At 38.0% G+C, this 23,397-nt stretch carries 18 protein-coding genes, 1 tRNA gene and 1 pseudogene; 7 read left to right on the top strand and 13 right to left on the bottom strand.

Features of this window, described 5'->3' with window-relative positions; translation table 11 throughout:
• Nucleotides 1–69 precede the first annotated feature (69 nt).
• Nucleotides 70–142 (top strand) — tRNA-Gln (locus LB467_RS00215).
• Between the two features lie 207 nt (nucleotides 143–349).
• Here the strand turns inward: LB467_RS00215 and LB467_RS00210 are convergent.
• Complete coding sequence (locus tag LB467_RS00210) at nucleotides 350–1,108, bottom strand: DUF481 domain-containing protein (protein ID WP_224472021.1); 759 nt, start codon at nucleotides 1,106–1,108, stop codon at nucleotides 350–352.
• A 208-nt stretch (nucleotides 1,109–1,316) separates the two neighbouring features.
• On the opposite strand from LB467_RS00210, the gene LB467_RS00205 reads away from it, so the two are divergent.
• From LB467_RS00205 to LB467_RS00190, 4 genes are all read left to right on the top strand, one after another.
• Nucleotides 1,317–2,549, top strand: coding sequence for a PAS domain-containing sensor histidine kinase (locus tag LB467_RS00205; protein WP_224472020.1), 1,233 nt, complete (start codon nucleotides 1,317–1,319; stop codon nucleotides 2,547–2,549).
• A 37-nt stretch (nucleotides 2,550–2,586) separates the two neighbouring features.
• Entirely contained in the window at nucleotides 2,587–3,618 is a 1,032-nt protein-coding gene (locus LB467_RS00200; RefSeq protein WP_224472019.1) for a response regulator, read from the top strand.
• An 84-nt stretch (nucleotides 3,619–3,702) separates the two neighbouring features.
• Entirely contained in the window at nucleotides 3,703–4,446 is a 744-nt protein-coding gene (locus LB467_RS00195) for a universal stress protein (protein ID WP_224472018.1), read from the top strand.
• Nucleotides 4,447–4,610: 164 nt separating this feature from the next.
• A complete protein-coding gene (locus LB467_RS00190; RefSeq protein ID WP_224472017.1) occupies nucleotides 4,611–5,177 on the top strand; it encodes a carbonic anhydrase in 567 nt (188 codons plus the stop codon).
• A gap of 178 nt (nucleotides 5,178–5,355) precedes the next feature.
• Here the strand turns inward: LB467_RS00190 and LB467_RS00185 are convergent, their stop codons facing one another.
• The 7 genes and pseudogenes from LB467_RS00185 to LB467_RS00155 all read right to left on the bottom strand — a co-directional run bounded on the left by LB467_RS00185 (nucleotide 5,356) and on the right by LB467_RS00155 (nucleotide 11,197).
• The gene (locus tag LB467_RS00185) at nucleotides 5,356–5,748 is read right to left on the bottom strand and encodes a group III truncated hemoglobin (RefSeq protein ID WP_224472016.1); all 393 of its coding nucleotides are present in this window, start codon (nucleotides 5,746–5,748) and stop codon (nucleotides 5,356–5,358) included.
• 9 nt (nucleotides 5,749–5,757) lie between these two features.
• On the bottom strand, nucleotides 5,758–6,039 hold the full coding sequence (locus tag LB467_RS00180) for a hypothetical protein (protein ID WP_224472015.1): 282 nt from the start codon (nucleotides 6,037–6,039) through the stop codon (nucleotides 5,758–5,760).
• Nucleotides 6,040–6,171: 132 nt separating this feature from the next.
• Nucleotides 6,172–7,446, bottom strand: a pseudogene (locus tag LB467_RS00175) (acetyl-CoA hydrolase/transferase family protein).
• A 4-nt stretch (nucleotides 7,447–7,450) separates the two neighbouring features.
• The gene (locus LB467_RS00170) at nucleotides 7,451–8,029 is read right to left on the bottom strand and encodes a YceI family protein (RefSeq protein WP_224472014.1); all 579 of its coding nucleotides are present in this window, start codon (nucleotides 8,027–8,029) and stop codon (nucleotides 7,451–7,453) included.
• Nucleotides 8,030–8,159: 130 nt separating this feature from the next.
• The gene (locus LB467_RS00165; protein WP_224472013.1) at nucleotides 8,160–9,443 is read right to left on the bottom strand and encodes a hypothetical protein; all 1,284 of its coding nucleotides are present in this window, start codon (nucleotides 9,441–9,443) and stop codon (nucleotides 8,160–8,162) included.
• Nucleotides 9,444–9,467: 24 nt separating this feature from the next.
• Nucleotides 9,468–10,055, bottom strand: coding sequence for a YceI family protein (locus LB467_RS00160; protein WP_224472012.1), 588 nt, complete (start codon nucleotides 10,053–10,055; stop codon nucleotides 9,468–9,470).
• A 263-nt stretch (nucleotides 10,056–10,318) separates the two neighbouring features.
• Complete coding sequence (locus tag LB467_RS00155) at nucleotides 10,319–11,197, bottom strand: cell division protein FtsX (RefSeq protein ID WP_224472011.1); 879 nt, start codon at nucleotides 11,195–11,197, stop codon at nucleotides 10,319–10,321.
• Nucleotides 11,198–11,452: 255 nt separating this feature from the next.
• Here LB467_RS00155 and LB467_RS00150 point away from each other — a divergent pair, with 255 nt between their 5' ends.
• Complete coding sequence (locus LB467_RS00150) at nucleotides 11,453–12,379, top strand: ketopantoate reductase family protein (protein ID WP_224472010.1); 927 nt, start codon at nucleotides 11,453–11,455, stop codon at nucleotides 12,377–12,379.
• Here the strand turns inward: LB467_RS00150 and LB467_RS00145 are convergent.
• From LB467_RS00145 to LB467_RS00125, 5 genes are all read right to left on the bottom strand, one after another.
• Entirely contained in the window at nucleotides 12,376–14,790 is a 2,415-nt protein-coding gene (locus tag LB467_RS00145) for a glycoside hydrolase family 31 protein (RefSeq protein ID WP_224472009.1), read from the bottom strand. The two genes, LB467_RS00150 and LB467_RS00145, sit on opposite strands and share 4 nt — an antisense overlap.
• A 111-nt stretch (nucleotides 14,791–14,901) precedes the next feature.
• Nucleotides 14,902–16,812, bottom strand: a complete 1,911-nt coding sequence (gene glgB, locus LB467_RS00140; protein ID WP_224472008.1) for a 1,4-alpha-glucan branching protein GlgB — start codon at nucleotides 16,810–16,812, stop codon at nucleotides 14,902–14,904.
• A gap of 1 nt (nucleotide 16,813) precedes the next feature.
• Nucleotides 16,814–18,082, bottom strand: coding sequence for a glucose-1-phosphate adenylyltransferase (locus LB467_RS00135; protein ID WP_224472007.1), 1,269 nt, complete (start codon nucleotides 18,080–18,082; stop codon nucleotides 16,814–16,816).
• A 2-nt stretch (nucleotides 18,083–18,084) separates the two neighbouring features.
• Nucleotides 18,085–19,494, bottom strand: coding sequence for a glycogen synthase (locus tag LB467_RS00130; RefSeq protein WP_224472006.1), 1,410 nt, complete (start codon nucleotides 19,492–19,494; stop codon nucleotides 18,085–18,087).
• Nucleotides 19,495–20,010: 516 nt separating this feature from the next.
• On the bottom strand, nucleotides 20,011–20,232 hold the full coding sequence (locus LB467_RS00125; protein ID WP_224472005.1) for a hypothetical protein: 222 nt from the start codon (nucleotides 20,230–20,232) through the stop codon (nucleotides 20,011–20,013).
• A 193-nt stretch (nucleotides 20,233–20,425) separates the two neighbouring features.
• Between LB467_RS00125 and leuS the strand changes: the two genes are divergently transcribed.
• Nucleotides 20,426–23,284: a leucine--tRNA ligase gene (gene leuS, locus LB467_RS00120; RefSeq protein WP_224472004.1), complete on the top strand. Its 2,859-nt coding sequence runs from the start codon at nucleotides 20,426–20,428 to the stop codon at nucleotides 23,282–23,284.
• Nucleotides 23,285–23,397 lie beyond the last annotated feature (113 nt).

Here is a 23,397-nt window from a genome sequence, read left to right as displayed (position 1 = left end):
TTTTATTTTTTACAGAAAAAGTTTGCGCAATAGAAAGTTTGTTTTAAATTTGCATCCGCATTACAGCAATGGCCTATGGTGTAACTGGCAACACGTCTGGTTTTGGTCCAGAAGAGTCTAGGTTCGAGCCCTAGTAGGCCAACTAAAATGTGAAACCGAATTCTGAAAAGAATTCGGTTTTTTTATTATACGGAAGTTTTTACGGCGAGAAGCCTGGAGGCGCTGTCGAGGGAGCCCTAGTAGGCCAATAGAATTAACCGGATTGTGAAAACAGTTCGGTTTTTTGTTTTTAGGATGGTTTTTCAGGCAGGAAGTTATATAAATAAATACTTGTCACTCGTGGCAATCTTTAAAAACTAAATCCTATCCCAACCTGTAACTGCGATGTATATTCCCTGGTGTTTAAAGGAGTCTTACTGTCAAAATAATAATCGTAAATCATAAAGACTTTAAACCATGCCGCGAGGGGAATGTCCAGGCGAAATTGTTCCAGGATCCTGTAATCTTTCAGGTTTTTATAAAGAGGCTGATAATAAACGGTATTGGTTATAGAAAACTTTTTCGATTTTGAAAGATAGGATACAGAAAAATAAGTGCTATTGCGGTGATTGTAATCAGTAGTACCGGCTCTATCACTATATTCTACTTCATACATATAGCTGTTTCCCAGGTAACCCGTGAAATTTTCCCGGTCTACCCAATTCATTCGTAACCCAGCACCTACAAGGTTTCTTTGCTCCACCACCAAAAGTTGGTTGTATTGACCCTGCAAAAAGGCTTCAAAGCTTAACTGTGTGTTGAATTTATAATTAAAGCGTGTATGGAGGAACCAGGAATTTTGCAAATTTCCCTCATCTGCATCGATTAATCGGTAATTTCCTAAAAAGAGATAGGTCTTTTTGAAATCCTTAGATTTTAATTGGGTGGTTAGGGTCCCGTTTAACTGATTTACCGTTAGTCCGTCGTTGTTTGAGTGGTTAAAAGCAAAATCGGCATCTAATACAAATCGGGTAGAATCGGTTTGAAGGCGTTTAGTTTCAATATTCACCAATTGTGCCTGTCCAAGAACAGGAAAGAATAAGAATAAAAAAAGAAATTTTTGAAACATTTCAGCTATTTGCAAGACAAAGATAATAACTAAGGGATATTAGCGAAAAAAGCTGAAAGTTTTAAATCGCTAAGCCTTAGATTTTAACTGGATAATAAAAATCACATTGACTTTCCTCTTATTTAGAAAAGAAAATTAAAATCTTCTTTTCTTATTAATTCGTTCAACACTTCGTAATTTAGTTTCCATAAAACCTAACCAATAAATTGTGGCTTTAGAATTTTTTAGAGAGAACGAACAAATATTTGATACCTTATTCGAGGCGGCTTCAGAAGGCGTTATCGTAGTAGATAGTGAGCAAATAATCGTCACTGGGAATAAGGCTGCATTAGCTATGTTTGGCTATGAAAAAGAAGAGCTTTTGGGGGCGCATTTAAATATTCTTATCCCAATGCGGTACAAAGCCAATCACCATGAACATTTTGATAGGTTTATGGAGCATAGTGAAAAAAGACAAATGGGCCACGGCAGGGATTTGTTTGGTGTAAAAAAGAATGGAACGCAATTTCCGGTAGAGGCAGGTTTAAACCCGTTTAAGGTAGATGGGGAGCGTTTTGTAATGTCTTTGATAGTAGATATTACCGTTAGAAAAGAAAATCAGCGGCGTATTCGAGAGCTCAATGCTGAGCTGGAAGATAAGATCAAAATACGAACCCGGGAACTTAGAAAAACTGTTAATGACTTAGAAAAAGAAATCACAAAGAGAAAGGAAGCTGAAAAGCGCATTAAACTCGCACTAAAACAGGAAAAGGAACTCAATGAGTTAAAAACAAAATTTCTCTCCCTTGTTTCCCACGAATTTAAAACTCCGCTAAGCGGAATCCTTACTTCGGCTATTTTAGCTGAAAAATATACCAAAACCGAACAGCAGGAAAAAAGAACAAAACATCTTACAACCATAAAAAATAAGGTGCATTATTTGAATAATATCCTTAACGATTTCCTTTCGTTGGAAAGATTGGAATCTGGAAATGTAAATTACAAATACACTGCTTTTAGTCTCAATAAGCTGGTTAACGAAGTGATCTACAACGCAAATGTGACTTTAAAATATGGGCAGGAGATTGAATATGACAATGAGATGGAAGATGTAACCCTGTATCAGGATGAAAAGATATTGGAGCTCATTCTTTCAAATTTAATTGGAAACTCCATTAAATACTCACCAGAAGATTCCACGATATTTTTTCGAATATTTCCGAAGGATAAGCAGGTTGTTTTTGAAGTGGAAGATGAAGGAATGGGAATTCCGCAGAAAGATCAAAAACATATTTTTGAACGTTATTTTAGGGCCGAAAATGCCTTGCTAAATCAGGGAACCGGCATCGGGCTTAATATAGTTAAAGTGCATGTGGAAAATATGGGAGGCACTATATTTTTTGAAAGCGTAGAAAATAAAGGCACTAAATTTACCGTAACATTACCTAACCAAAATAGATGACCACCAGGTCTACTTTTGGGGAAATTGAAAATACCTTATGAAAAAAATACTTTTAATTGAAGACGATGTGACCGTTAGAGAGAATACTGCAGAATTGTTGGAACTCTCAAATTATGAAGTAGTAACCGCACCCGACGGAAAAAAGGGAGTAGATAAAGCCAAAGAAGAACTACCCGATATAATTGTTTGCGATATTATGATGCCTGAGCTTGATGGCTATGATGTGCTTAGCAGACTATCGGAAGATCCAGAAACTAAAGGAATTCCTTTTATTTTTCTTTCGGCAAAAACCGAGCACAAAGATGTGAGAAGGGGAATGGATCTTGGCGCCGACGATTATTTAACCAAGCCTTTTGAAGAAGAAGATCTTTTAAGCGCTATTGAAAGCAGGTTGGCAAAAGTAGAAATTTTACAGGCACAGAATAATAATAATGGGGCGGAGGCTGTTCAGAATCTAACGGCTTTTCGCGAAATGATGAGAAGCCGGGAGCAAATGAGTTTTAAAGCCGGGGAAAATATTTATGAAGAAGGAAAATCTTCACTGCATTTTTATATGGTAGAACGCGGGGTGGTAAAAGCTCATAAATTTGATAGTCGCGGCAAAGAAATGATTACTGAATTATACAAAGAAGGTGATTTCTTCGGAAATCTTAGCTTTAATAAAAACACAGCATACGGGGAGTATGCCACGGCATTAGAAGATAGTGTACTTTACGTGGTTTCTAAAGACGATTTACGCGAAATCCTGAAAAATAATAGCAATATTAGTATGGAATTGCTGCAGGAAATGGGCGATCATTTAATGGGAGTGAAAGAGCAGCTTATTGAAATCGCTTATGCGTCGGTAAGAAGAAAAACCGCTCGTACCATTCTACTTTTTGCGCATAAAATAAAGAAAAATCCTCTACATAGCATTAGGATTTCCCGCGCCGATCTTGCCGGAGTTGCCGGTATAGCTTCAGAAACGCTAATAAGAACTCTTTCCGATTTTAAGAAAGAAGGGCTTATAGAGATTGAAGGCAGAAATGTAAAGCTTTTAGACGCCGAAAAACTGGAGCGTATCAGTTAATTTTTAAAGACCTGACGGGAATCATATTTGTGATTGATCTTTCACGCTATTTTTGGCCAAAATTAGTGCTGAAATTTCAAGCCCATGAATGTTTTAATACTTACAGATTTTTCTGCTCAGGCTTATAATGCCGCGAGGTATGCCCTGAATTTAACTTCGGGGTCTTCTAAATTTTATGTTCTTCATGCTTCAACGGCTGAAATGGCACTAATGAAGGAAGCGCTTTTAAAACTGGTAGCTAGACTTCAGAAAGAACTTGCTGCGAAAAATCATACTTTTTCAGCTCTTCCTTTTACCGATAATCTAATAAATGCCACCCGAAAAACTGTTGTTGAAAAAAAGATAGACCTTATTGTAATGGGGGCTTCAGGAAAAAACACTTCCAACTTCCAGGGTTTAGGTGGCAATACCTGTAATGTGGCAAAAAAAGTAAAATGTCCCGTTTTGGTAGTGCCAAATTGCGATTTTAAACAATGGAGAAAATTATACCTTCCTTTAGATTTGCGATTTCCGGTTCATACAGAAGCTTTACAATTGTTACAGAAGTTGCCGGTTACAGAAGATGTAACTTTGGATGTTTGGGAATTTGATTTAAATAATTCGGGTACAAAAATTGAAGATTTCAGGTTGCCTAATTATAAACTCTGCCGGCAAACCCTCAAAAAAGAATCAGATTTTTTAGAAAAATTCTGGCCAGATGCAAATGCTAACGCCAATCTTATTGTGTTTTTTGCCCGTCAACTTCATATTACCGAAAAACTTCTCAACAGGCTCTCGGCTGCCAAAACCAAACAGCAAAGACTCCCGGTGCTTATTCTGCATGGGTAAACTCGTAAAATTTGGTTAAAGTTTTTGCTAACCTATTAAAATCACAGCTTTAAACGATCACATTTTTGCTAAATATGGTAGAAATCCCTATGTTTATAGTTCGATGTAAAAGTCCTTTCCGACTTTTTTTTCAGAAGAAAAATAATAAATTTAAATAGGGAATTATGACTAAAGACGAAGTATTAAATAGACTTAAAGAAGGTAATGGGCGTTTCACTGCCGATAATAAAGAAGGTAAATTACAGGATAAATCTCGTAGAGAAGAATTAACCAAAGGGCAATCGCCTTACGCGATTGTTTTAAGCTGTGCCGATAGCCGCGTAGTACCGGAACTTGCTTTTGATGCAGGACTGGGCGAATTATTTACCGTGCGTGTAGCCGGAAATATCGCAAATAGCTCTTCTATTGCCAGTATGGAATACGCGGTAGCACATTTGGGTACTGAAATTATTGTAGTAATGGGTCACGAAAGCTGTGGTGCTGTTACTGCCGCCATGAGCGGAGGAGATAATGGTTACAATCTTAATCACCTGGTTTCTCATATTGCACCGGCCATCGCTGCTTCAGGCAAGGATGCTCCCGTAAATGATGTAGTAAAGAAAAATGCACAACTAACTGCTGAAGAGCTTAAGACACGCTCTACTATTATTAAAGAAGCTGCCGATAGCGGAAAAGTGAAAATTGTATCTGCTTATTACAATTTAGATTCCGGAAAAGTAGATTTTCTATAACTAGAATTTAATATTTGAGAAAGCCCTAAAAGCTAAGGCCTTTAGGGCTTTTTTTATGTTCAGTTTTTTAAGATTGAATTCAGAAAAGTAGTATTATCGTCATCCTGAACTTGTTTCAGGATATAATTCGATGATAGTTAAATCGAGTATTGTTAAAGAAGACTTTTTCGATGTTTTTTTATTGGTGGTTTTCGCGGGCCTGGAAGATCTTCAAATATAGATGCGAAGACATTTTACGAGCGTTATTTTTAGCCCGATTTGCCATCTCGCCTTCATATAAATCGTCTATGGTTTCAAACCATAAATTCAGCCAGATCCCAAAGTGATATGAGGAAACCTCCTGGTTATTTTCCTGATCTACTTTTACGTGAACCTTTTGAGGATTACCCTTATAGGTTGCTTTAAAAAAGAGGTTGCTCTCCCAGAAATCGGTTAATTTCTCAAAATGAGCATCCCAGTCTTTTATAACCCCATTAAAAAAATGACCAATTTCAGGGTTTTGCCTTACTTTTTTATAAAATCCGGAAACCAGTAAAAAAACATCTTCCCGGGTTTTAATATCATTTTTCATAAAAAGGCTTTAGAAAATATTTATAAGAATAAAGATAGAGGAAATGGCAAGGCTTAACAAGAGTGCATTAAATACAATTTTTGGTTTAAACTGAGCCAAAATTACCGTATTAAACCCCATACAGACCACAACTACAATAAACAGTTGAAACATTTCAACAAAGGTATGCCCGTTCATTAAAATTAGCATCGCGGCTACAGATCCCAAACAACTGGAAGCGATAATCCCAATTGCTGAGTATCCCAAACTCATCTCTTCAAAATCTGCCAGTAAAGTCTTGTAAAGTTTCATGATTTTAGTTTTTAATTCTGAAGTAAAATTAGCGTTCAGGTTACGGTATTTTTATGAGCAAAATCATAAATGCAAAAAAAAAGCCTGAAGAAAAATAAGTTTCTTCAGGCTTTAAAAACAAAGTAAATATCTTTATCTGAAATGACTAAATGAATCTATTTCCAATTGTTCCCGGTGATCGGGATGTGATATAGAAATAAGTTCTTTTGCTCTTTGTTTAAGGTTTTTTCCATACAGGTTCACTACTCCGTATTCTGTAGCGATATAGTGTACGTGGGCCCTGGTAGTGGTTACACCGGCGCCTTCTTTTAAAAAAGGTACAATTTTGGAAATTCCGTTTTTAGTGATAGAAGGCATTGCAATAATTGGTTTGCCGCCTTCAGAAAGGGCTGCACCTCTTATAAAATCCATTTGCCCACCAACTCCCGAAAATTGAAATTTTCCAATAGTATCGGCGCAAACCTGGCCGGTAAGATCAATTTCTATTGCTGAATTTATAGCCGTTACTTTAGGGTTTTTCCTAATTATGGCAGTATCATTGGTATAAGCGGCTTCTTTAAAATGAACGCTGGGATTATCGTCTATAAAATCGTACAATTCAGGTGAGCCTATAGCAAAACAGGTAACCAGTTTACCGGTTTTTATCTCTTTATTTGCTCCGGTTATCACTCCAGATTTAACCAGTGGCAAAATTCCGTCAGAAAACATTTCAGTATGGATACCCAGGTTTTTGTGGTTTTTCAAGTTGTGTAAAACCACGTTGGGAATACCGCCGATACCCATTTGCAAAGTAGCGCCATCTTCAATTAATTCGGCTACGTGTTTTCCAATTTACTGTTCAATCTCGGTAGGTGTTGTAATTGTGGAAGCAAAAATGGGCTCATCTACCTCTATGGCCGCATCAATCTGGCTGCTATGAATTATCCCGTCACCGTGTGTTCTCGGCACCTGGGGATTTATCTGGGCAATTACTTTATTTGCTTTTTGAATAGCCGGTAAGGTAATGTCTATTGAAACTCCAAGGGAGCAATACCCATGTTTGTCGGGTGGGGAAACCTGTATAAAAACTACATCTAAAGGCAAAATATCCCTGCGGAAAAGGTTATGTATTTCACTTAAAAATATTGGAATATAGGTACCCTTATTTGAGTTAACTGCATTTCTAACATTACCGGCTACAAAACATGTGTTTATACTAAAGGCGCTTGCGTACGGCTCTTCGGTGTATTTTGCTTTTCCTTCGGTATGAATTTGAATAATTTCTACCTCAGATAATTCATTATAACGATCACATAAGGCATCAATTAGTGTCACCGGGGTCATTGCAGCACCCTGAATAAAAACACGGTCACCAGATTTTACTTTGGCAACCGCATCTTCTACTGATAGTATTTTTAGTTTTTTCACACTTTTAAGTTTGAATATTTAGATTAAAATTGATCTCAATTTCTTCATCCAATACAATCAAACCGAAAATTTTGCTGGGTGCTTCCAGGTTAAAATCTTTAATATTTAGCTGAAGTTTTCCATCAAAACAAAGTTGTTTATCCCTGGTAATTTCTACCGGAAACTTGTAATCCTTATCAACACCCGCAATATTAAAACTTATGGTAACCATTGGGTTTCCTTCCCGGCTCAGATCTATTTTTTTAAGTTTCAACAGGATTTTTGGATGCTTTTTAGTTTTAAGGAGTTCTTGAAAATCTTTGTTTATTTTTCGGTTTCCACAGTCAAATTTCGAATTTTCCAGTGGTAGCACACTATTTTTAAAATCTAGAATACCTTTTTTTTCTATATAATGCGCTTTAAAGCTTTCGTTTTTAAAATAAAGTGTATTAAAATCACATTCAAAATCGTTGATGTTGGTAGTGCCAGAAATACTCAGGTTACTATCTGGAAGGATAGTAATTTCTTTGGTTTCCAAACCCGCTTGAGCCATGCCTGCATTAGCAAAACAAAAAGCGAAGAGAAATAGAAAGTAAGTTTTCATCCTGATTGAATTATGGAGCATTATTATAAGTGTAAGCAATCGTAATTTGAACTAAAAAATTGCTGAAAACAGGAAATAAAAAGCCCCGGCGAATCTCTAAGAGATAGCATCCGGGGGCATAAAATTCAACTTAAAAACTAATTACTGCCTCAATGTTGAATCCGTTGAAATTTGCGTCGTCGCGGTAGGTTCCCGTAGGGTAGTCGTTATACTGCTGGTTTATATACTCAATTTTTGCAAGAACGTTTTTGGTCATAAACCATCCGCCACCTACGTTAAAACGGTTGACAGAAACATCATCATTGTTTGCAGTGTTATAACGTGTACCTAGGTAGAAATCTTCTGTTGCACCAAAGCGGTAGATAAGCTCACCTGAATAGTGGTTCCAGGTCTCGTCATCAGAACCTGATGCATTTTCATAGATTCCAAAGAACTCAAGTCCGCCTACTTTGATGAAAGGGTTGATCATGAAAGCAGTCAGCTCTTCTCCAAAGTTAGGGTTAAGTCTACCTGCTCTAAAGTCGGTGTCATAACGAACTCCTTCTACATTTCCCTGCATTACGTTGTAGTATCTTGTTCCTGCGCGGTCACCGCTGTAAAGGTACTGAGTACTTCCGCGTGAAGAGTTAGGTCTGAATCCAGAGTGGAAAACAGATCCTGTTAATCTAAATCTGAAATCTTCATTAATTTGCTTGTCAAAACCAATTTTTGCAAGGTATGAAGGATCTCTGTCAGTTGCTAAGGAACTTTGGTTGATAGTACTGTTTGTAAAACCTGCCATGGCTAACCAGGGTCCGTTGAAGTAGTAAACCTCTGCACCAACTTCAGTTGTAAAGCTGTCCATCAAATAGTTACCTACGAATGGGTTGTAAATTGCCTGGGCATTGTCAGATCTTCTGAAGTGGGCATCACCATAGTTGTTTTCCATGTGTCCAATTTTCACCCTCCAGTTATCCATAACACCGGATAAATCTTTGCTGATCCAGTCAAGACCGTCGATTTGAATATAACCGCCTTTTACATATGCTTCAGTGTGGTGTAAAGAAGACAAATAGGTGGTAAGGTGCATCCTCATTCCATCAGCCAAAAGCACATCTAATACAAGGTTGGCGGTAGCAAGGTTGAAATTAGTTCCTAGGTCGTGAAGTGCAGGTGCACCCGAAGCGTTTTCCTGGCTTAATCCTTGTAATTGTATGGTGGAAGCTCCACCCAATCTTACCTGTACACCGTCAAAATTAGTATAAGTATCTTTCGTTGGTTCGAAATCATTGATACCACGCTGGTCTGGTGCTCTAAAGTTAGGAAGGTCTCTATCCCATATAGATTGTTTCTCTATATCTACGTCTTGTGCTTGTGTCTGAAAGCCCATGGCCATCATAAGAGCAATACCGAAATATTTGATTGAATTTTTCATTGTGATAATTTTTAAATTGAATAGTTATTTAGAAAATGTTGATTTGAATTTAATAGTTACGTCTTCTCCTGTGGTAATTGTTCCAAACATAGCAGTAGGAGGATCTACCTTGTAGTGGGTCATGTTGAGGCTTTCTTCGCCATTAATTTCCAATTTGTTTCCATTAAGTTTTGCGGTAAATTCCACTGGGACCTGTTTAGAAACTCCTGAAATCTGTAGTGTAGCAAGGCCAGTTACTTTATAAGAATTGCTATCCCTGGCCTCGATTTTCTTAACCTCATCCAATTTAAACTCTATGTTTTTATGTTGTTTGGTGTTAAGCGCCTTGTAAGTGTTTTTGTCCATTGCACCTTTTCCGCTTTCCAAACTCTCAGCAGGCACTGTAACTTGTAAGCTGGAAATTCCGGTAAGTTTTCCATCTTCGGTGGTAATTGTAGCTCCTCCTTGTTTGGAAGTTGCTTTCATTTCCCAATCGTGGATATTAGAAGTTCCTTCCACAATAATTTCTGAAGAATCATCCATTCTAAAGTTTTGTCCGAACATGCTGCCTGCGGTTAGCAACATAAAAAATACTCCTGTTAGTATTACTTGATATGATTTTAAAACTCTCATGATATTTGGTTTTAAGTTTGGTACAAAGTTGGGGCGGAAATACAGCAGAATCTATGACGGGAGTCAGGTTTGAGAGTATTTGGTAGAAAGAATTTTGAGAGACACGACAAAGGGTTTATAGTGTTTTCAAGGGTTTTCGAAAACTAAAACGTTTGCGTTTTTCAAAAAATAAAAAGGGGTTTTTGCAGAATAAAACTGCAAAATTCAGGAAAGATTATTCTAAAAGATTTTTCTTAAAAAGAAAAAGGAATTCCCCGTTTTTATTAGTAATAAAGCTCGTCAGTTTTAAGGTTTAGGAACCTTGAAGTAGCGAAAAAGGTGCTTAGCCAGGTGATAAGGATCCCCATAACAAAAACGCCTATAAATAACGCAGTGAGTAGTTTTACGTCAGAGGTAAGTGAGAGTTCAGGGAAACTACTGTTGAGGTAATACAGCGCCCCGGCCATACCAATAAGCGCGATTGTGGCACCTATTATACCCAATTTTACGCTTTGCCAGATAAATGGCCTGCGAATAAAACCTTTGGTAGCGCCTACCATTTGCATGGTCTTTATAATAAATCGTTTGGAATATACTGAAAGTCTAATAGAACTGTTTATAAGCAACACCGCGATAAAAGTAAAGACCCCGCTGGCAATAAGCACCCAAAGGCTTATCTTCTTTACGTTTTCGTTTAAAAGTGCGATAAGCGGTTTATCATAAACCACTTCATCAACAAAGTTTTTGGAAGTAAGATCGGAGGCGATTTCATCTACCTGTTCACCAGAGACGAAGTCGGCATTCATATAAACATCTATGGAATTCTGTAAAGGATTATAACCTAAAAACTCCATAAAATCCTCGCCTATTTCTTTGCTGTGCGCTTCGGCTGCTTCTTCTTTTGAAACGTAGGTAGAAGATTTTGTATAATCGGCCATCGCCAGGCTTTTCTTGAGTTGTTCAATTTCAACTTCTTTGGCGGTATCTTTTAAATATACGGTGAGGGCGATTTGCTCTTTAAAATGATCGGCTACTTTTTTGGTATTCAAGACCAGCAATCCCAGCATTCCCAATAAAAAAAGTACTAAAGCAATACTAATCACTACCGAAAAATAAGACGATATCAAACGGCGTCTCTGGTACTTTTCAAAAGATGTGCTCATAGGGCGATCTCAGATTTTTTGTAAAAATAAAAAAGATAAGCTTGCAATATCTTTAAAACGTTTAAAGTTTAAAAAAATTAGCAAAGACAAAATTTTTTTAGCCAGGAATAGAAGGAATAACTATAAATTATCTCTAAAAATCTAATTTCGTCAAGCTGAACTTGTTTCAGCTTCTAACATGTTCACTAACTTAGATGTGATAATAAATTTAGAATTTAGACATATTTTATTTTTGTAATGAAAAACACAAATAATATGAACATTCTAATCTTCGGAATTGGTGGTGTAGGCGGTTATTTTGGCGGCAAACTAGCCCAGGCAGGTTTTGACGTTAGCATGATTGCCCGCGGAAAACACCTGGAAGCGATTAACAAAAACGGACTCGAAGTTGAAAGCATCAACGGGAATTTCAAAGTAAAGCCCAATTTAGCGACCGATAATTTAGCTGAAGTTCCTACCCCAGACCTGGTGATTTTAGGTGTAAAATCCTGGCAAATTCAGGATGTAGCAAAGCAATTGAAGCCTATTATTACAGCTGAAACGATGATTTTACCTTTACAAAACGGTGCTAATAATGTTGAAAAACTACTGGAAATCCTTCCGAAGAAAAATATACTGGCGGGGCTTTGCCATATTGTAAGTTTTGTAGAAAAACCAGGGAATATAAAACACGTTTCCTTTGAACCGCGTATCACATTTGGAGAAGTTGATAATTCAAAATCAGAAAGAATTCAACAATTAAAATCGGTTTTTGAGAAAGCGGGAATTACCAATTTTAATCCCGAAAATATTCAGCTGGAAATCTGGAAGAAGTTTTTGTATATCGCAACTGTTAGCGCCCTTGGCGGATTAACACGGGTTTCTATAGATAAAATAAGGGAAAGCGAATATCTATATGATTTATTGCAAAAAACCGCGCGAGAAATTAAGTTGGTAGCAAATGCAAAGGGAATTTCTTTGGAAGAGGAACATCTGGAAAAGACTTTTGAAATTATCCAAAATCAACCACCGGACACTACTGCATCTACACAACGCGATATTATGGCGGGGCGGCCTTCAGAATTAGAAAATTTCAACGGGTTTATTGTAAAAGAAGCTAAAAAATTAAACATTTCAACACCCGTAAATAAAATGATCTACGAGTGTTTGATGCCTATGGAAAGAGAAGCAAGGAATAGTTAGCTATTCCCGTTTTCTCCATTGAAATCCAATTCTGTAAAGTTTTCATCGATAATCATCGTGAGGCATCCGTTAACTTGTAAATGATCCAAAGATTTCGTTTCATTATCCAATTGGATAGTCTTAACTTCAAATGGTAATCCGTGAATTTTCAATTTGAAATTTTTACAGTCCGAGTCAAAAGAGCCTTCTTTATGCTGTTGAATAATTAGTTGATTTTTCCTTCCTGTAAGCTTAAAACTCCTTAGACAAAAACGGCCTTTCGTATAGTCGTAGCCATCGTGGGCATCTTCAAAAAATTGAGAATTTTCCTTACCTTTTTTGTAATAAATCTCTAAGGTGATTTCTTCTATCTTCTTTTCACCTACATGCTGTTGTATTGGATATTTCGGGATAATGGCGCCTTCTTTAATAAAGACCGGCATACTATCTATATCTGCATTTACCCACATTTCTTTACCTCCTTTCACCAGCTCGTCGGTCCAGTAGTTATACCATTGGCCTTGTGGCACATACATACGTCTTCCTTTGGCGTTCGGCTCTATAACCGGGCAGGCAAGAATGCTGTCGCCAAAAATAAATTCATCTATTCTATAGTGCGTGTTTACGTCTTCCTGGTCAAACATCACCAGCGATTTTATTAAAGGCACGCCTCTTTCGGTATAATCCCAGAATGCGGTATATAGATAAGGCAACAACTGATAGCGCAGTTCAATAAATTTACGTACGATATCGGTAATATCTTCATCAAAAGTCCAGGGTTCCTGGTCGCCGTGATCTCCGGAAGAATGCACCCTAAAAAACGGATGAAAAGTTGCTAACTGAATCCACCTGGTAAAAAGTTCACCGTGGGGTTGTTCGGCAAAACCGCCAATATCACTCCCGGCAAAAGAAAAGCCAGACATTGCGAGACGCTGTACTTGTATATTGGCAATCCATAAATGTTCCCAACTGGCGATATTGTCTCCGGTCCAGGTTGAGGTATATCGTTGAGTTCCCGAATAGGCCGCTCTTGTAATCACAAATGGTCTTTTTGGATGTGAAAATTTCTTTACACCCTGGTAGGTTGCCCTTGCCATTTGCATCCCATAAATATTATGGGCTTTTCTATGGCTGCAGGTGTTACCGTCGTAGTCGTGTCTTACATCGTGGGGGAAAGTTTTATTCGGAACTTCCATCACCGCAGGCTCGTTCATATCGTTCCAAATCCCTTTAACTCCTATATCTTCAATTAGTTCTTTGAATAATCCAGACCACCATTCCCTAACTTTCGGATTGGTATAATCGGGGAAATAACATTCTCCGGGCCAAACTTTTCCTTTTACATAAGGCCCATCTGCTCGTTTACAGAAATAATCGTTTTCAAGCCCTTCTTTATAAACCCAGTAATTTTTATCAATTTTAATTCCCGGATCGATTATCGCCACCGTTTTAAAACCATCCTCTTCAAGTTCCTTTACCATTCGTTTTGGGTCGGGAAAATATTCTTTGTTCCAGGTAAAACACCTGAAACCTTCCATATAATCAATATCCAGGTAAATAGCATCACAAGGAATTTGCAGCTCCCTGAATTTAGAAGTGACTTCTTTTACCTTGCTTTCAGGATAATAGCTCCATTTACATTGATGAAAGCCCAAAGCCCAAAGTGGAGGCAGATCCGGTTTTCCGGTTAGATCGGTGTAATATTCCACAACATCAGTCATTTTCGGGCCGTAGATAAAGTAATAATTCATTTCACCACCTTGTGCCCAAAAACTGGTTACAAAACGCCGTTCCTGCGCAAAATCGAAATAAGATCTAAAGGTATTGTCAAAGAATATTCCGTAGGCCTTCTTATTATGAAGCCCGGTGTAAAATGGAATAGTTTTATAAATAGGATCGGTGTCTTTTCCGTAAGCATAAGAATCGGTTACCCAGTTTTCAATGCGTTTTCCTTTAAGGTTTAAATGTCCCGGTTTGTCACCAAGGCCAAAATAACTTTCGCCATCGTGAGAAACTTTACTCATTTTCACGATATCGCCACCAAATTCGTAGCTATCTTCCCAATGAAAACCCAGTTCGTCTTCGTTGATCAATGTTCCGTCTGCACGATCATAAATCTTTATTAATAATCCTTTTTTGGAGACTTCGCATATAATTTTGGTAGTGGTGATACTGTAACAATCTTCCTTCTCCTCAATATCTAAGTGATTATATCCAGCGCTGGCATATTTGGAGATGGCATAAGAAAAATCTTTGGCGAACCTGCCGGTAGTAGAATATCTAAAACGCAGCAAACCATCCCTAAGGATCGTGATTTGCAAAGCCACATCGTTTTCTGTGGTAAAGTAAAGCGTATCAACATCTTTACTAAAGGAAATTACGTTAGAAGGGAATGCATTTCCCTTTTGTTCTAACTCGGTATTTGTGATCATATTATATAATGGATTACTATGCGATAAAAGAACAGAATAGTTTTCATATTCAAGTTAGAATTCACATAATATTATAAGCGTTTATTAACTATAACGTTGTTGTTCATTTAACTAACCGGAATATTTGAAGGCAAGCATTGCCAAAGGCGGAATATCTATCACTGTTGAATATTCCCTTGAATGCCAGGCTTCTTTGGTAATTTTCTTGCTGGAATTTTCGTAATCTCCTGTTCCGTAGAATTTCTTTTTATTACTATTAAAAACCTCTTTAAGTTTTCCGGCTTTAGATAAGCCAATTCGGTAGTTTTCCCGCGGAATTGGAGTTAGATTACAAACAATTATCAGATTGTCTTTAGGTTGATCTCCTTTTCTGATAAAGCTTATTACCGAATTCTCGGCATCACTGTAATCAATCCATTCAAAACCTTCGGGTACGAATTGTTTTTCATACAAAGCGGGCTCCGATTTATAGAATTCATTTAAAGCTTTTATCAATTCCTTCATTCCTTTGTGAGAGTCGTATTCCAGTAAATGCCAGTCTAAACTCTTTTGAAAATCCCATTCTTCACTTTGCCCAAATTCACATCCCTGAAACAACAATTTTGTTCCGGGATGAGTGAACATATAAGCATAAAGCAAGCGTAAATTAGCAAAGCGCTGCCATTCGTCTCCCGGCATTCTTCCTAAAATAGAATGTTTGCCGTAAACCACTTCATCGTGGGATAACGGAAGCATAAAATTTTCAGTAAAAGCGTAGGTAAGGGAAAAAGTGATATTATTTTGGTGATGTTTTCGGTAAATAGGTTCTTTAGTAAAATACTGAAGCGTATCGTGCATCCAACCCATCATCCATTTCATCCCAAAACCGAGTCCGCCCAAGAAAACAGGTTTTGAAACCCCGCTGTGGGCAGTAGATTCTTCGGCAATGGTTTGTACATCGGGAAATGAAGCATAAACTTCTTTATTAAGTTCTTGCAAAAAGGATATCGCCTCCAAATTTTGATTTCCGCCAAACTGATTTGGCTCCCATTCACCTTCTTCCCGGGAATAATCGAGGTAAAGGATAGAAGCTACGGCATCTACCCGTATCCCATCAATATGGAACTGCTCTAGCCAATATAAAGCATTACTGATTAAAAATGCTCTTACTTCATTTCGGTTATAATTAAAGATCAAACTTTTCCAGTCGGGATGATAGCCTCTTTTTGGATCGGGATGTTCATAAAGATGTGTTCCGTCAAAATAACCGAGTCCGTGGTTGTCCTCCGGAAAGTGTGAAGGTACCCAATCCAGGATTACTCCAATATCATTTTCGTGAAGTTTATCTACCAAATATTTGAATTCATCCGGATAACCAAATCGCGAGGTGGGCGCGAAATACCCTGTAATTTGATACCCCCAACTCGGGTCATACGGATATTCCATGACCGGCATTAATTCTACGTGCGTAAACCCCATTTCTTTTACATAGGAAACCAGATCTGTAGCGAGTTCCCAGTAAGAAAGTGACCGGTTTTCTTCAGTTTTCTTCTTCCAGGAAGATAAATGCACTTCATAAACCGAAAAAGGAGCATTTAAGGAATTATGTTTTTTCCGCTTTTTCAGCCAGGATTTATCTTTCCATTTGTAATCATCTTCCCAAACAACAGAAGCTGTATTGGGCGGATGCTCACAACGTCTTGCATAAGGATCGGCTTTTTCGGTAATGATTTCGTCATGATTACTATGAATTTTATACTTATATAAATTTCCTTTTCCAACATTCGGAATAAAACCTTCCCAGATCCCGCTGCCGTCCCAACGTACATTTAGTTGATGTTCGCCATCCTGCCAGTGATTAAAGTCTCCAATAACCGAAACCTGTTTGGCGCCTGGTGCCCAAACCGAAAAATAAGTTCCTTTAACCTTATCGAGAGTGATTGGGTGGGAACCAAATTTCTCGTACAAACGAAAATGTTTTCCCGACTTAAACAGGTTAATATCAAATTCTGAAAATAAACTGTGCGTTATAACTTTTGTCATATTATCCTATAGTTGTTCCTGGGGGAAGTACTGCATCTTTTTTAAGCACTACAATACCCTCTTTTATTACATAAGCATCGGTTTCGTCATCTTCTAAATGGGGTCCGCCGTTGATAGTGGTGTTGTCTCCAATTCTACAATTTTTATCGATTATGGCGTTGTTAATATTACAATTTTCACCTATTCCGGCAAGATTTCGAATTTTATTTCCTTCAATTTCTTCTAAAGATTCATAAAAATCGCATCCCATCATATAACAGTTTTTTATAACTGAACCTTTTCCGATTCTAGACCTAACACCGATTACCGAAGACTCAATTTCCTTAGCGTGTATAATACAACCTTCAGCAATAACCGCTTTTTTCAGATTAGTTCCTGAAATTTTTGAAGTTGGGAGAATCCTCGCGCGGGTATAAACCCGGTTTTCCATATCATATAGATTGAACTTAGGAATGTCTTCAGTTAAACCAATATTCGCTTCAAAAAAGGATTCTATATTTCCAATGTCGGTCCAGTAACCTTCAAATTGATATCCACAAACTTTTTTCTTTCCTATGGCCTGCGGAATTATTTCTTTACCAAAATCTACCGTATTAGGATCGTCCATCAATTCAACCAGCAATTTGCGGTTAAAGACGTAAATTCCCATAGAACCTAAATATGATCGGCCTTCAGCTTCCATTTCAGGGCTCGTTGGCGAAGTCCAATCTGGTAAAAGTTCAGATTTCGGTTTTTCAATAAAAGAAGTGATGTTATTATCCTTATCGGTTTTCATAATACCGAAACTCGGGGCATCTTTCGCATTAACAGGAACAGTGCCAATAGTAATATCGGCGCAGCTATCTATATGCTGCTGGACCATTTTATTGTAATCCATATGATACAATTGATCTCCCGAAAGGATTAGGAAATAATCGAATTTGTGTTTCTTGAAATGATGCATTCCCTGTCTAACCGCATCTGCGGTGCCCTGATACCAGGTTTTGTTATTTGGGGTTTGTTCTGCCGCCAAAACATCTACAAAAGCCGGACTAAAAAAACTGAAATGATAAGTATTTTTAATATGCTTATTCAACGAAGCCGAATTAAACTGCGTTAACACGTACATCCTTTTAAGGTTTGCATTAATACAGTTGGAGATTGGAATATCTACCAGGCGATATTTACCTGCGATTGGAACTGCAGGCTTAGATCTGCTTTCTGTTAATGGGTGGAGCCTGGTGCCCTGACCGCCTCCAAGAATAATAGATAATACTTTGTCGTTTAACATATTTAGCCGGTTTTAAGTGAGTTATACAAATCGATATATTGTTGAGCCGAAACATTCCAGGAATGGTCAATGCCCATAATATGCTTTCTGGTTTTTTTAAATGAAGGTGGATCCTTATAAAATGCAATAGCTCTGTTTAAAGTTTTAAGAATATCATTTTCTGAAGCTTCCGGGTGAGAAAATCCGAAACCACCATCTTCAATATCTATTACGGTATCTTTTAAACCGCCAATACTTCTCACCACGGGGATTGTGCCATAGCGAAGGGAATACAACTGATTTAGCCCGCAGGGTTCCACCCGGGATGGCATTAACAGGAAATCGGCGCCGGCATAGATGAGGTGCGAGAGTTTTTCATCATAACCAATAAAAGTATTGTAAACGCCTTTATGTTTTTTCTTCAGGCTTTCTAATTCGCTTTCCACTTCTGGATTGCCCGATCCTAAAATAAGGATGCTGCAATCTTTTTTAACCAGGACTTTATCTAAAACTGCCGGTAAAAGATCGGCTCCTTTTTCGTAGACCAATCTACCAATAAAAGCGAATAAAGGTTTTGAAGCTGAAAAACCAAACTCTTTGCAAAGCCATTTTTTGTTGGCTGTTTTCCCGGTTTGAATATTTTTAGCTGAATAATTTTTTGCGATAAACTCATCGGTTTCCGGGTTCCAGACTTTTGAGTCTATTCCATTTAGAATGCCAACGCATTTTTCATTTTCATGGCTCAGTAAACCTTCCAAACCGTTTGCAGCTTCTTGCAATTCCTCCATGTAACTTGGCGAAACCGTGGTTACCTGCCAGGCGCATTTTATTCCCGCCGCTAAGGGATTTATCATTCCATCCCAATCGAGTAAACCGTTATGGGAAATATCAAATGCTGGGAGATAGTGTACTTTATCATGCGAAAACCATCCCTGATATTGCGCGTTATGAATAGTAAGGATTACCGGAATTCGGTTGAGCTTTTTATATTTCATACATTCCTGCGCCATAAAAGGGATTAATCCTGTGTGATGGTCGTGACAATGAATTATGGAAGGTTTTTCTTTTAAGGTGAGAAACCAATCCATTACTGCGATCTGAAAAGCTACAAAGCGCTCGGTATCATCTTCTGAATAAACGAAATCCTTAAATAATAGCTCTGGCATATCCACAAAAATGACTTCAATATCTAGAACGTCTTCTTTTAATTTCAGGATTTTATAAGGATGCGTATCTTCTCCCAAAACCAATTTTGATTCGTAAATACTTTCAAATTTGTGAGCAGCAGTGAATTTATTGTCATAAAGTGGCATCACCACTTTGGCGCTAACTCCGGCCTCATGCTGGTATTTTGGTAAAGAACCTACAACATCCCCCAAACCTCCAACTTTTGCGATTGGGTAACATTCAGCGCTTACGTGTATCACGTTCATATAGAAATTTTAGAAAAAAAATTGAGTTAATCAGGTTGTCTATTAGCGATTTTCAAGGTTTAAATTTTGTAAAGCATCTAAATTTAGACCCCGTTTATCGCCAATTCTCTATAAATTTAGTAAAATAAAGGGATTCCCCATATTAATGAATACGGAAAATAATTTCATATTTGCTTTGGTGAAGAATTAGGGTATAAAAAAATCAGATTACCGGGTTATAAATCTTTGTGTAATTTATTTGGGTGTTGCCGTGTATCGAATACTGTGACTATCTTAATTTCAGTGGAATTAAATCGGTAGAAAACTGTGGTTTGTTTTGTGATTACAGCGCGATGTAATCCGGGTTTTGCGGAGGATTCAGGAAAAATTTCGGGATAAGTTTTAATAATTTCAAGGTCGTGGTCTAATTTTTCAATGAATTCTTTCTTTACTTTTCAGACCAGTTTACACTCAAATAATCAAATAACTTATTAAGTTTCCTCTCAGCAGTTTTGGTGATAATGACCGTTCGAATCACTATCTGTGTTTTTTAATGAATTTTTCATAAGAAGTTGTTTCTTCCCGCGCTATTTCCTTATCAGCCGCTTGAATTTCAGCTTTTTCGTCGCGAGAAAGTTCATCCCAAAAATCCATAGGTTTATTCTTGCTTAAAATTTCCCGAATAGACCTAATTAATTCAGGATCATTAGTCTCCATTAATAATTGGGCAAGCGATATTTTTTCTTCCTGAATATTCATTTATAGCATTTTTAGAAGAATACTAAGATAAGAAATTAGCTTTAAACCAGTATTTTAAAAGAATTTTTTCAGATTTCAAATAAGCTTCTAATCCCTTCTGTCTAAATTCCCATAAGTGGTTTAAAATTGTAAATTTGCAGCCAATAATGTGGAGTCGCTTTGCGCTTAACCTGCAGCTAAGAAAAACAAAACAATGAGTTACAACTTTAACGAAATTGAAGCCAAATGGCAAAAATACTGGGCCGAAAATCAAACTTTTCGCGCCAGCAATTCATCAGATAAGCCTAAATATTACGTACTGGATATGTTCCCATATCCCTCGGGCGCCGGACTTCACGTAGGGCACCCGCTGGGTTATATTGCCAGTGATATTTATGCGCGTTACAAACGTCACTCAGGTTTTAATGTTTTGCACCCACAAGGTTACGATAGTTTTGGGTTGCCGGCAGAGCAATACGCGATTCAAACGGGTCAACATCCGGCGCTTACCACAGCAAAGAATATTAAAAGATATAGGGAGCAACTGGATAAAATCGGTTTTTCTTTCGATTGGAGTAGGGAAGTGCGTACCAGCGATCCCGAATATTATAAATGGACGCAGTGGATCTTTATCCAACTTTTTGAATCCTGGTATGATCTGGAAGCTGAGAAATCTAGAGCTATTTCTGAATTAGAGGAAATTTTTGCTTCGGAAGGGAATTCCCGGGTAAATGCTGCTTGTGATGATGATGTAGAAGAATTTTCAGCAGAAACCTGGAATAATTTTTCTTCGGAAGGAAAACAAAGAATATTACTTAAATACCGACTTACTTATTTAGCCGAAACCGAAGTGAACTGGGTCCCGCAGCTGGGAACAGTTTTAGCCAACGATGAGATTGTAAACGGAGTTTCTGAACGTGGCGGTTATCCTGTGGTTCGTAAAAAAATGACGCAATGGAGTATGCGGATTTCTGCATTTTCAGAGCGTTTGTTGCAAGGCTTGAATCAACTGGATTGGAGCGAAAGCTTAAAGGAAAGTCAGCGTAACTGGATCGGAAAATCTGTTGGCGCGATGGTCCATTTCAATTTATATGGTGAGACCCTGAAAAAAGTTAAGGAGGACGGCAGTCTTTCCGAACATCAGGCAAGAATATCTGCTTTTACTACACGGCCTGATACTATTTTCGGAGTTAGTTTTATGACTTTAGCGCCGGAACATGATTTGGTTAAAAAGATCACCACACCACAGCAAAAAGAAGAAGTTGAAGCTTATATCGCGACTAGTGCAAAGCGCAGTGAGCGTGAGCGTATGGCCGATGTGAAAAGTATTACCGGTGTGTTTACCGGGGCTTATGCTGAACATCCCTTCACTCAAGAACCTATCCCAATTTGGATTGGTGATTACGTACTTGCCGGCTACGGAACCGGGGCAGTAATGGCTGTTCCCTGCGGTGATCAGCGGGATTATGATTTTGCGAAGCATTTTGAAATTCCGATCCCTAATATTTTTGAAAACGTTGATATTTCCCAGGAAGCTTTTGCAGGAAAAGAAGGAACCGTGATAGCGAATTCCGATTTCCTCAGCGGATTAGAATATAAAGAAGCACTTCAAAAAGTGATTTTGGAACTGGAAAAAACCGGTCACGGCTACGGTAAAACTAATTACCGTTTACGGGATGCAGTTTTTAGCAGGCAACGATACTGGGGTGAACCATTCCCGGTGTATTACGTAAACGGAATGCCACAAATGATAGATGCCCGGCATTTGCCTTTGCGACTTCCCGAAGTTGAAAAATACTTACCTACCGAAACCGGAGAACCGCCATTGGGTAACGCAACTACCTGGGCCTGGAACACCAAATCGAACGAGGTAGTAAGCAATGAGGAAATTGACGATAAAACAGTTTTCCCGTTAGAATTGAACACCATGCCTGGTTGGGCCGGGAGTTCCTGGTACCTGTTTAGATATATGGATGCCGGAAACGATGAAGAGTTTGTTTCCAAAGAAGCGCAAAAATACTGGGAAAATGTCGATTTATATATAGGCGGAAGCGAGCACGCTACCGGCCACTTATTATATTCCCGATTCTGGACGAAGTTTTTACACGATCGCGGACAGCTTTCTGTAGAAGAGCCTTTTAAAAAGCTTATTAACCAGGGGATGATCCTGGGGCAGAGTGCTTTTGTTTATAGACTGGAAGGAGAAAATGTTTTTGTCTCTAAAAATTTGATAGGGAAAAATAATGTGCAGCCAATTCACGCTGATGTTTCTTTGGTAAATCATTCTGATGAACTAGATGTCGAAGGCTTTAAAAAATGGCGACCTGAGTTTAAGGATGCCAAATTTTTAACCGAGAAAGATGGAGCGTATATCGTTGGACGCGAAGTCGAAAAAATGTCGAAATCCAAATACAATGTGGTAAACCCCGATGATATTTGTGAGGATTACGGCGCCGATACTTTAAGAATGTACGAGATGTTTCTTGGACCTTTAGAACAGGCGAAACCCTGGAATACCGCAGGAATCACAGGCGTGCATAATTTCCTTAAAAAGCTTTGGAAGCTGTATCACAACGGAGAACAATTTGAGGTTTCCGAAGAAAAGCCTTCAGCCGACTCTTTGAAAACTTTTCATAAGACCATTAAAAAAGTGACTGAAGATATTGAGGAATTTAGTTTTAATACCTCGGTTTCTACTTTTATGATTTGTGTAAATGAGCTATCGGCACAAAAATGTAATAGTCGGAAGATATTAGAGCCCCTGGCGATACTTATCGCTCCATACGCACCGCATATTGCCGAGGAACTGTGGAGTAAGTTGGGATATTCTGAATCTGTAGTTACCGCTGAATATCCGGTTTATGAAGAAAAATATCTGGTGGAAAGTACTAAGAATTATCCTATTTCCTTTAACGGGAAAATGCGATTTACCATGGAGCTTCCTTTGGATATGCCGAAAGAGGAAATCGAAAAAACGGTAATGGAAGATGAACGAACTCAAAAACAATTAAACGGACGAGCACCTAAAAAAGTGATTGTAGTTCCCGGTAAGATTGTGAATATTGTAGGCTAAAAGCGATTTGAAGATTTTTTAATTTGAAGATTTGAAAGAATCCGTTTCCTGGTTTGGGAGCGGATTTTTTGTATTTGAATATTTTGTCACATTGAATTTATTTCAGGGTCTAA

Origin of the sequence: Salegentibacter tibetensis (genome assembly GCF_020164485.1) — a bacterium.
Lineage (GTDB): Bacteria > Bacteroidota > Bacteroidia > Flavobacteriales > Flavobacteriaceae > Salegentibacter > Salegentibacter tibetensis.
This window is presented reverse-complemented; position numbering and strand designations above follow the sequence as displayed.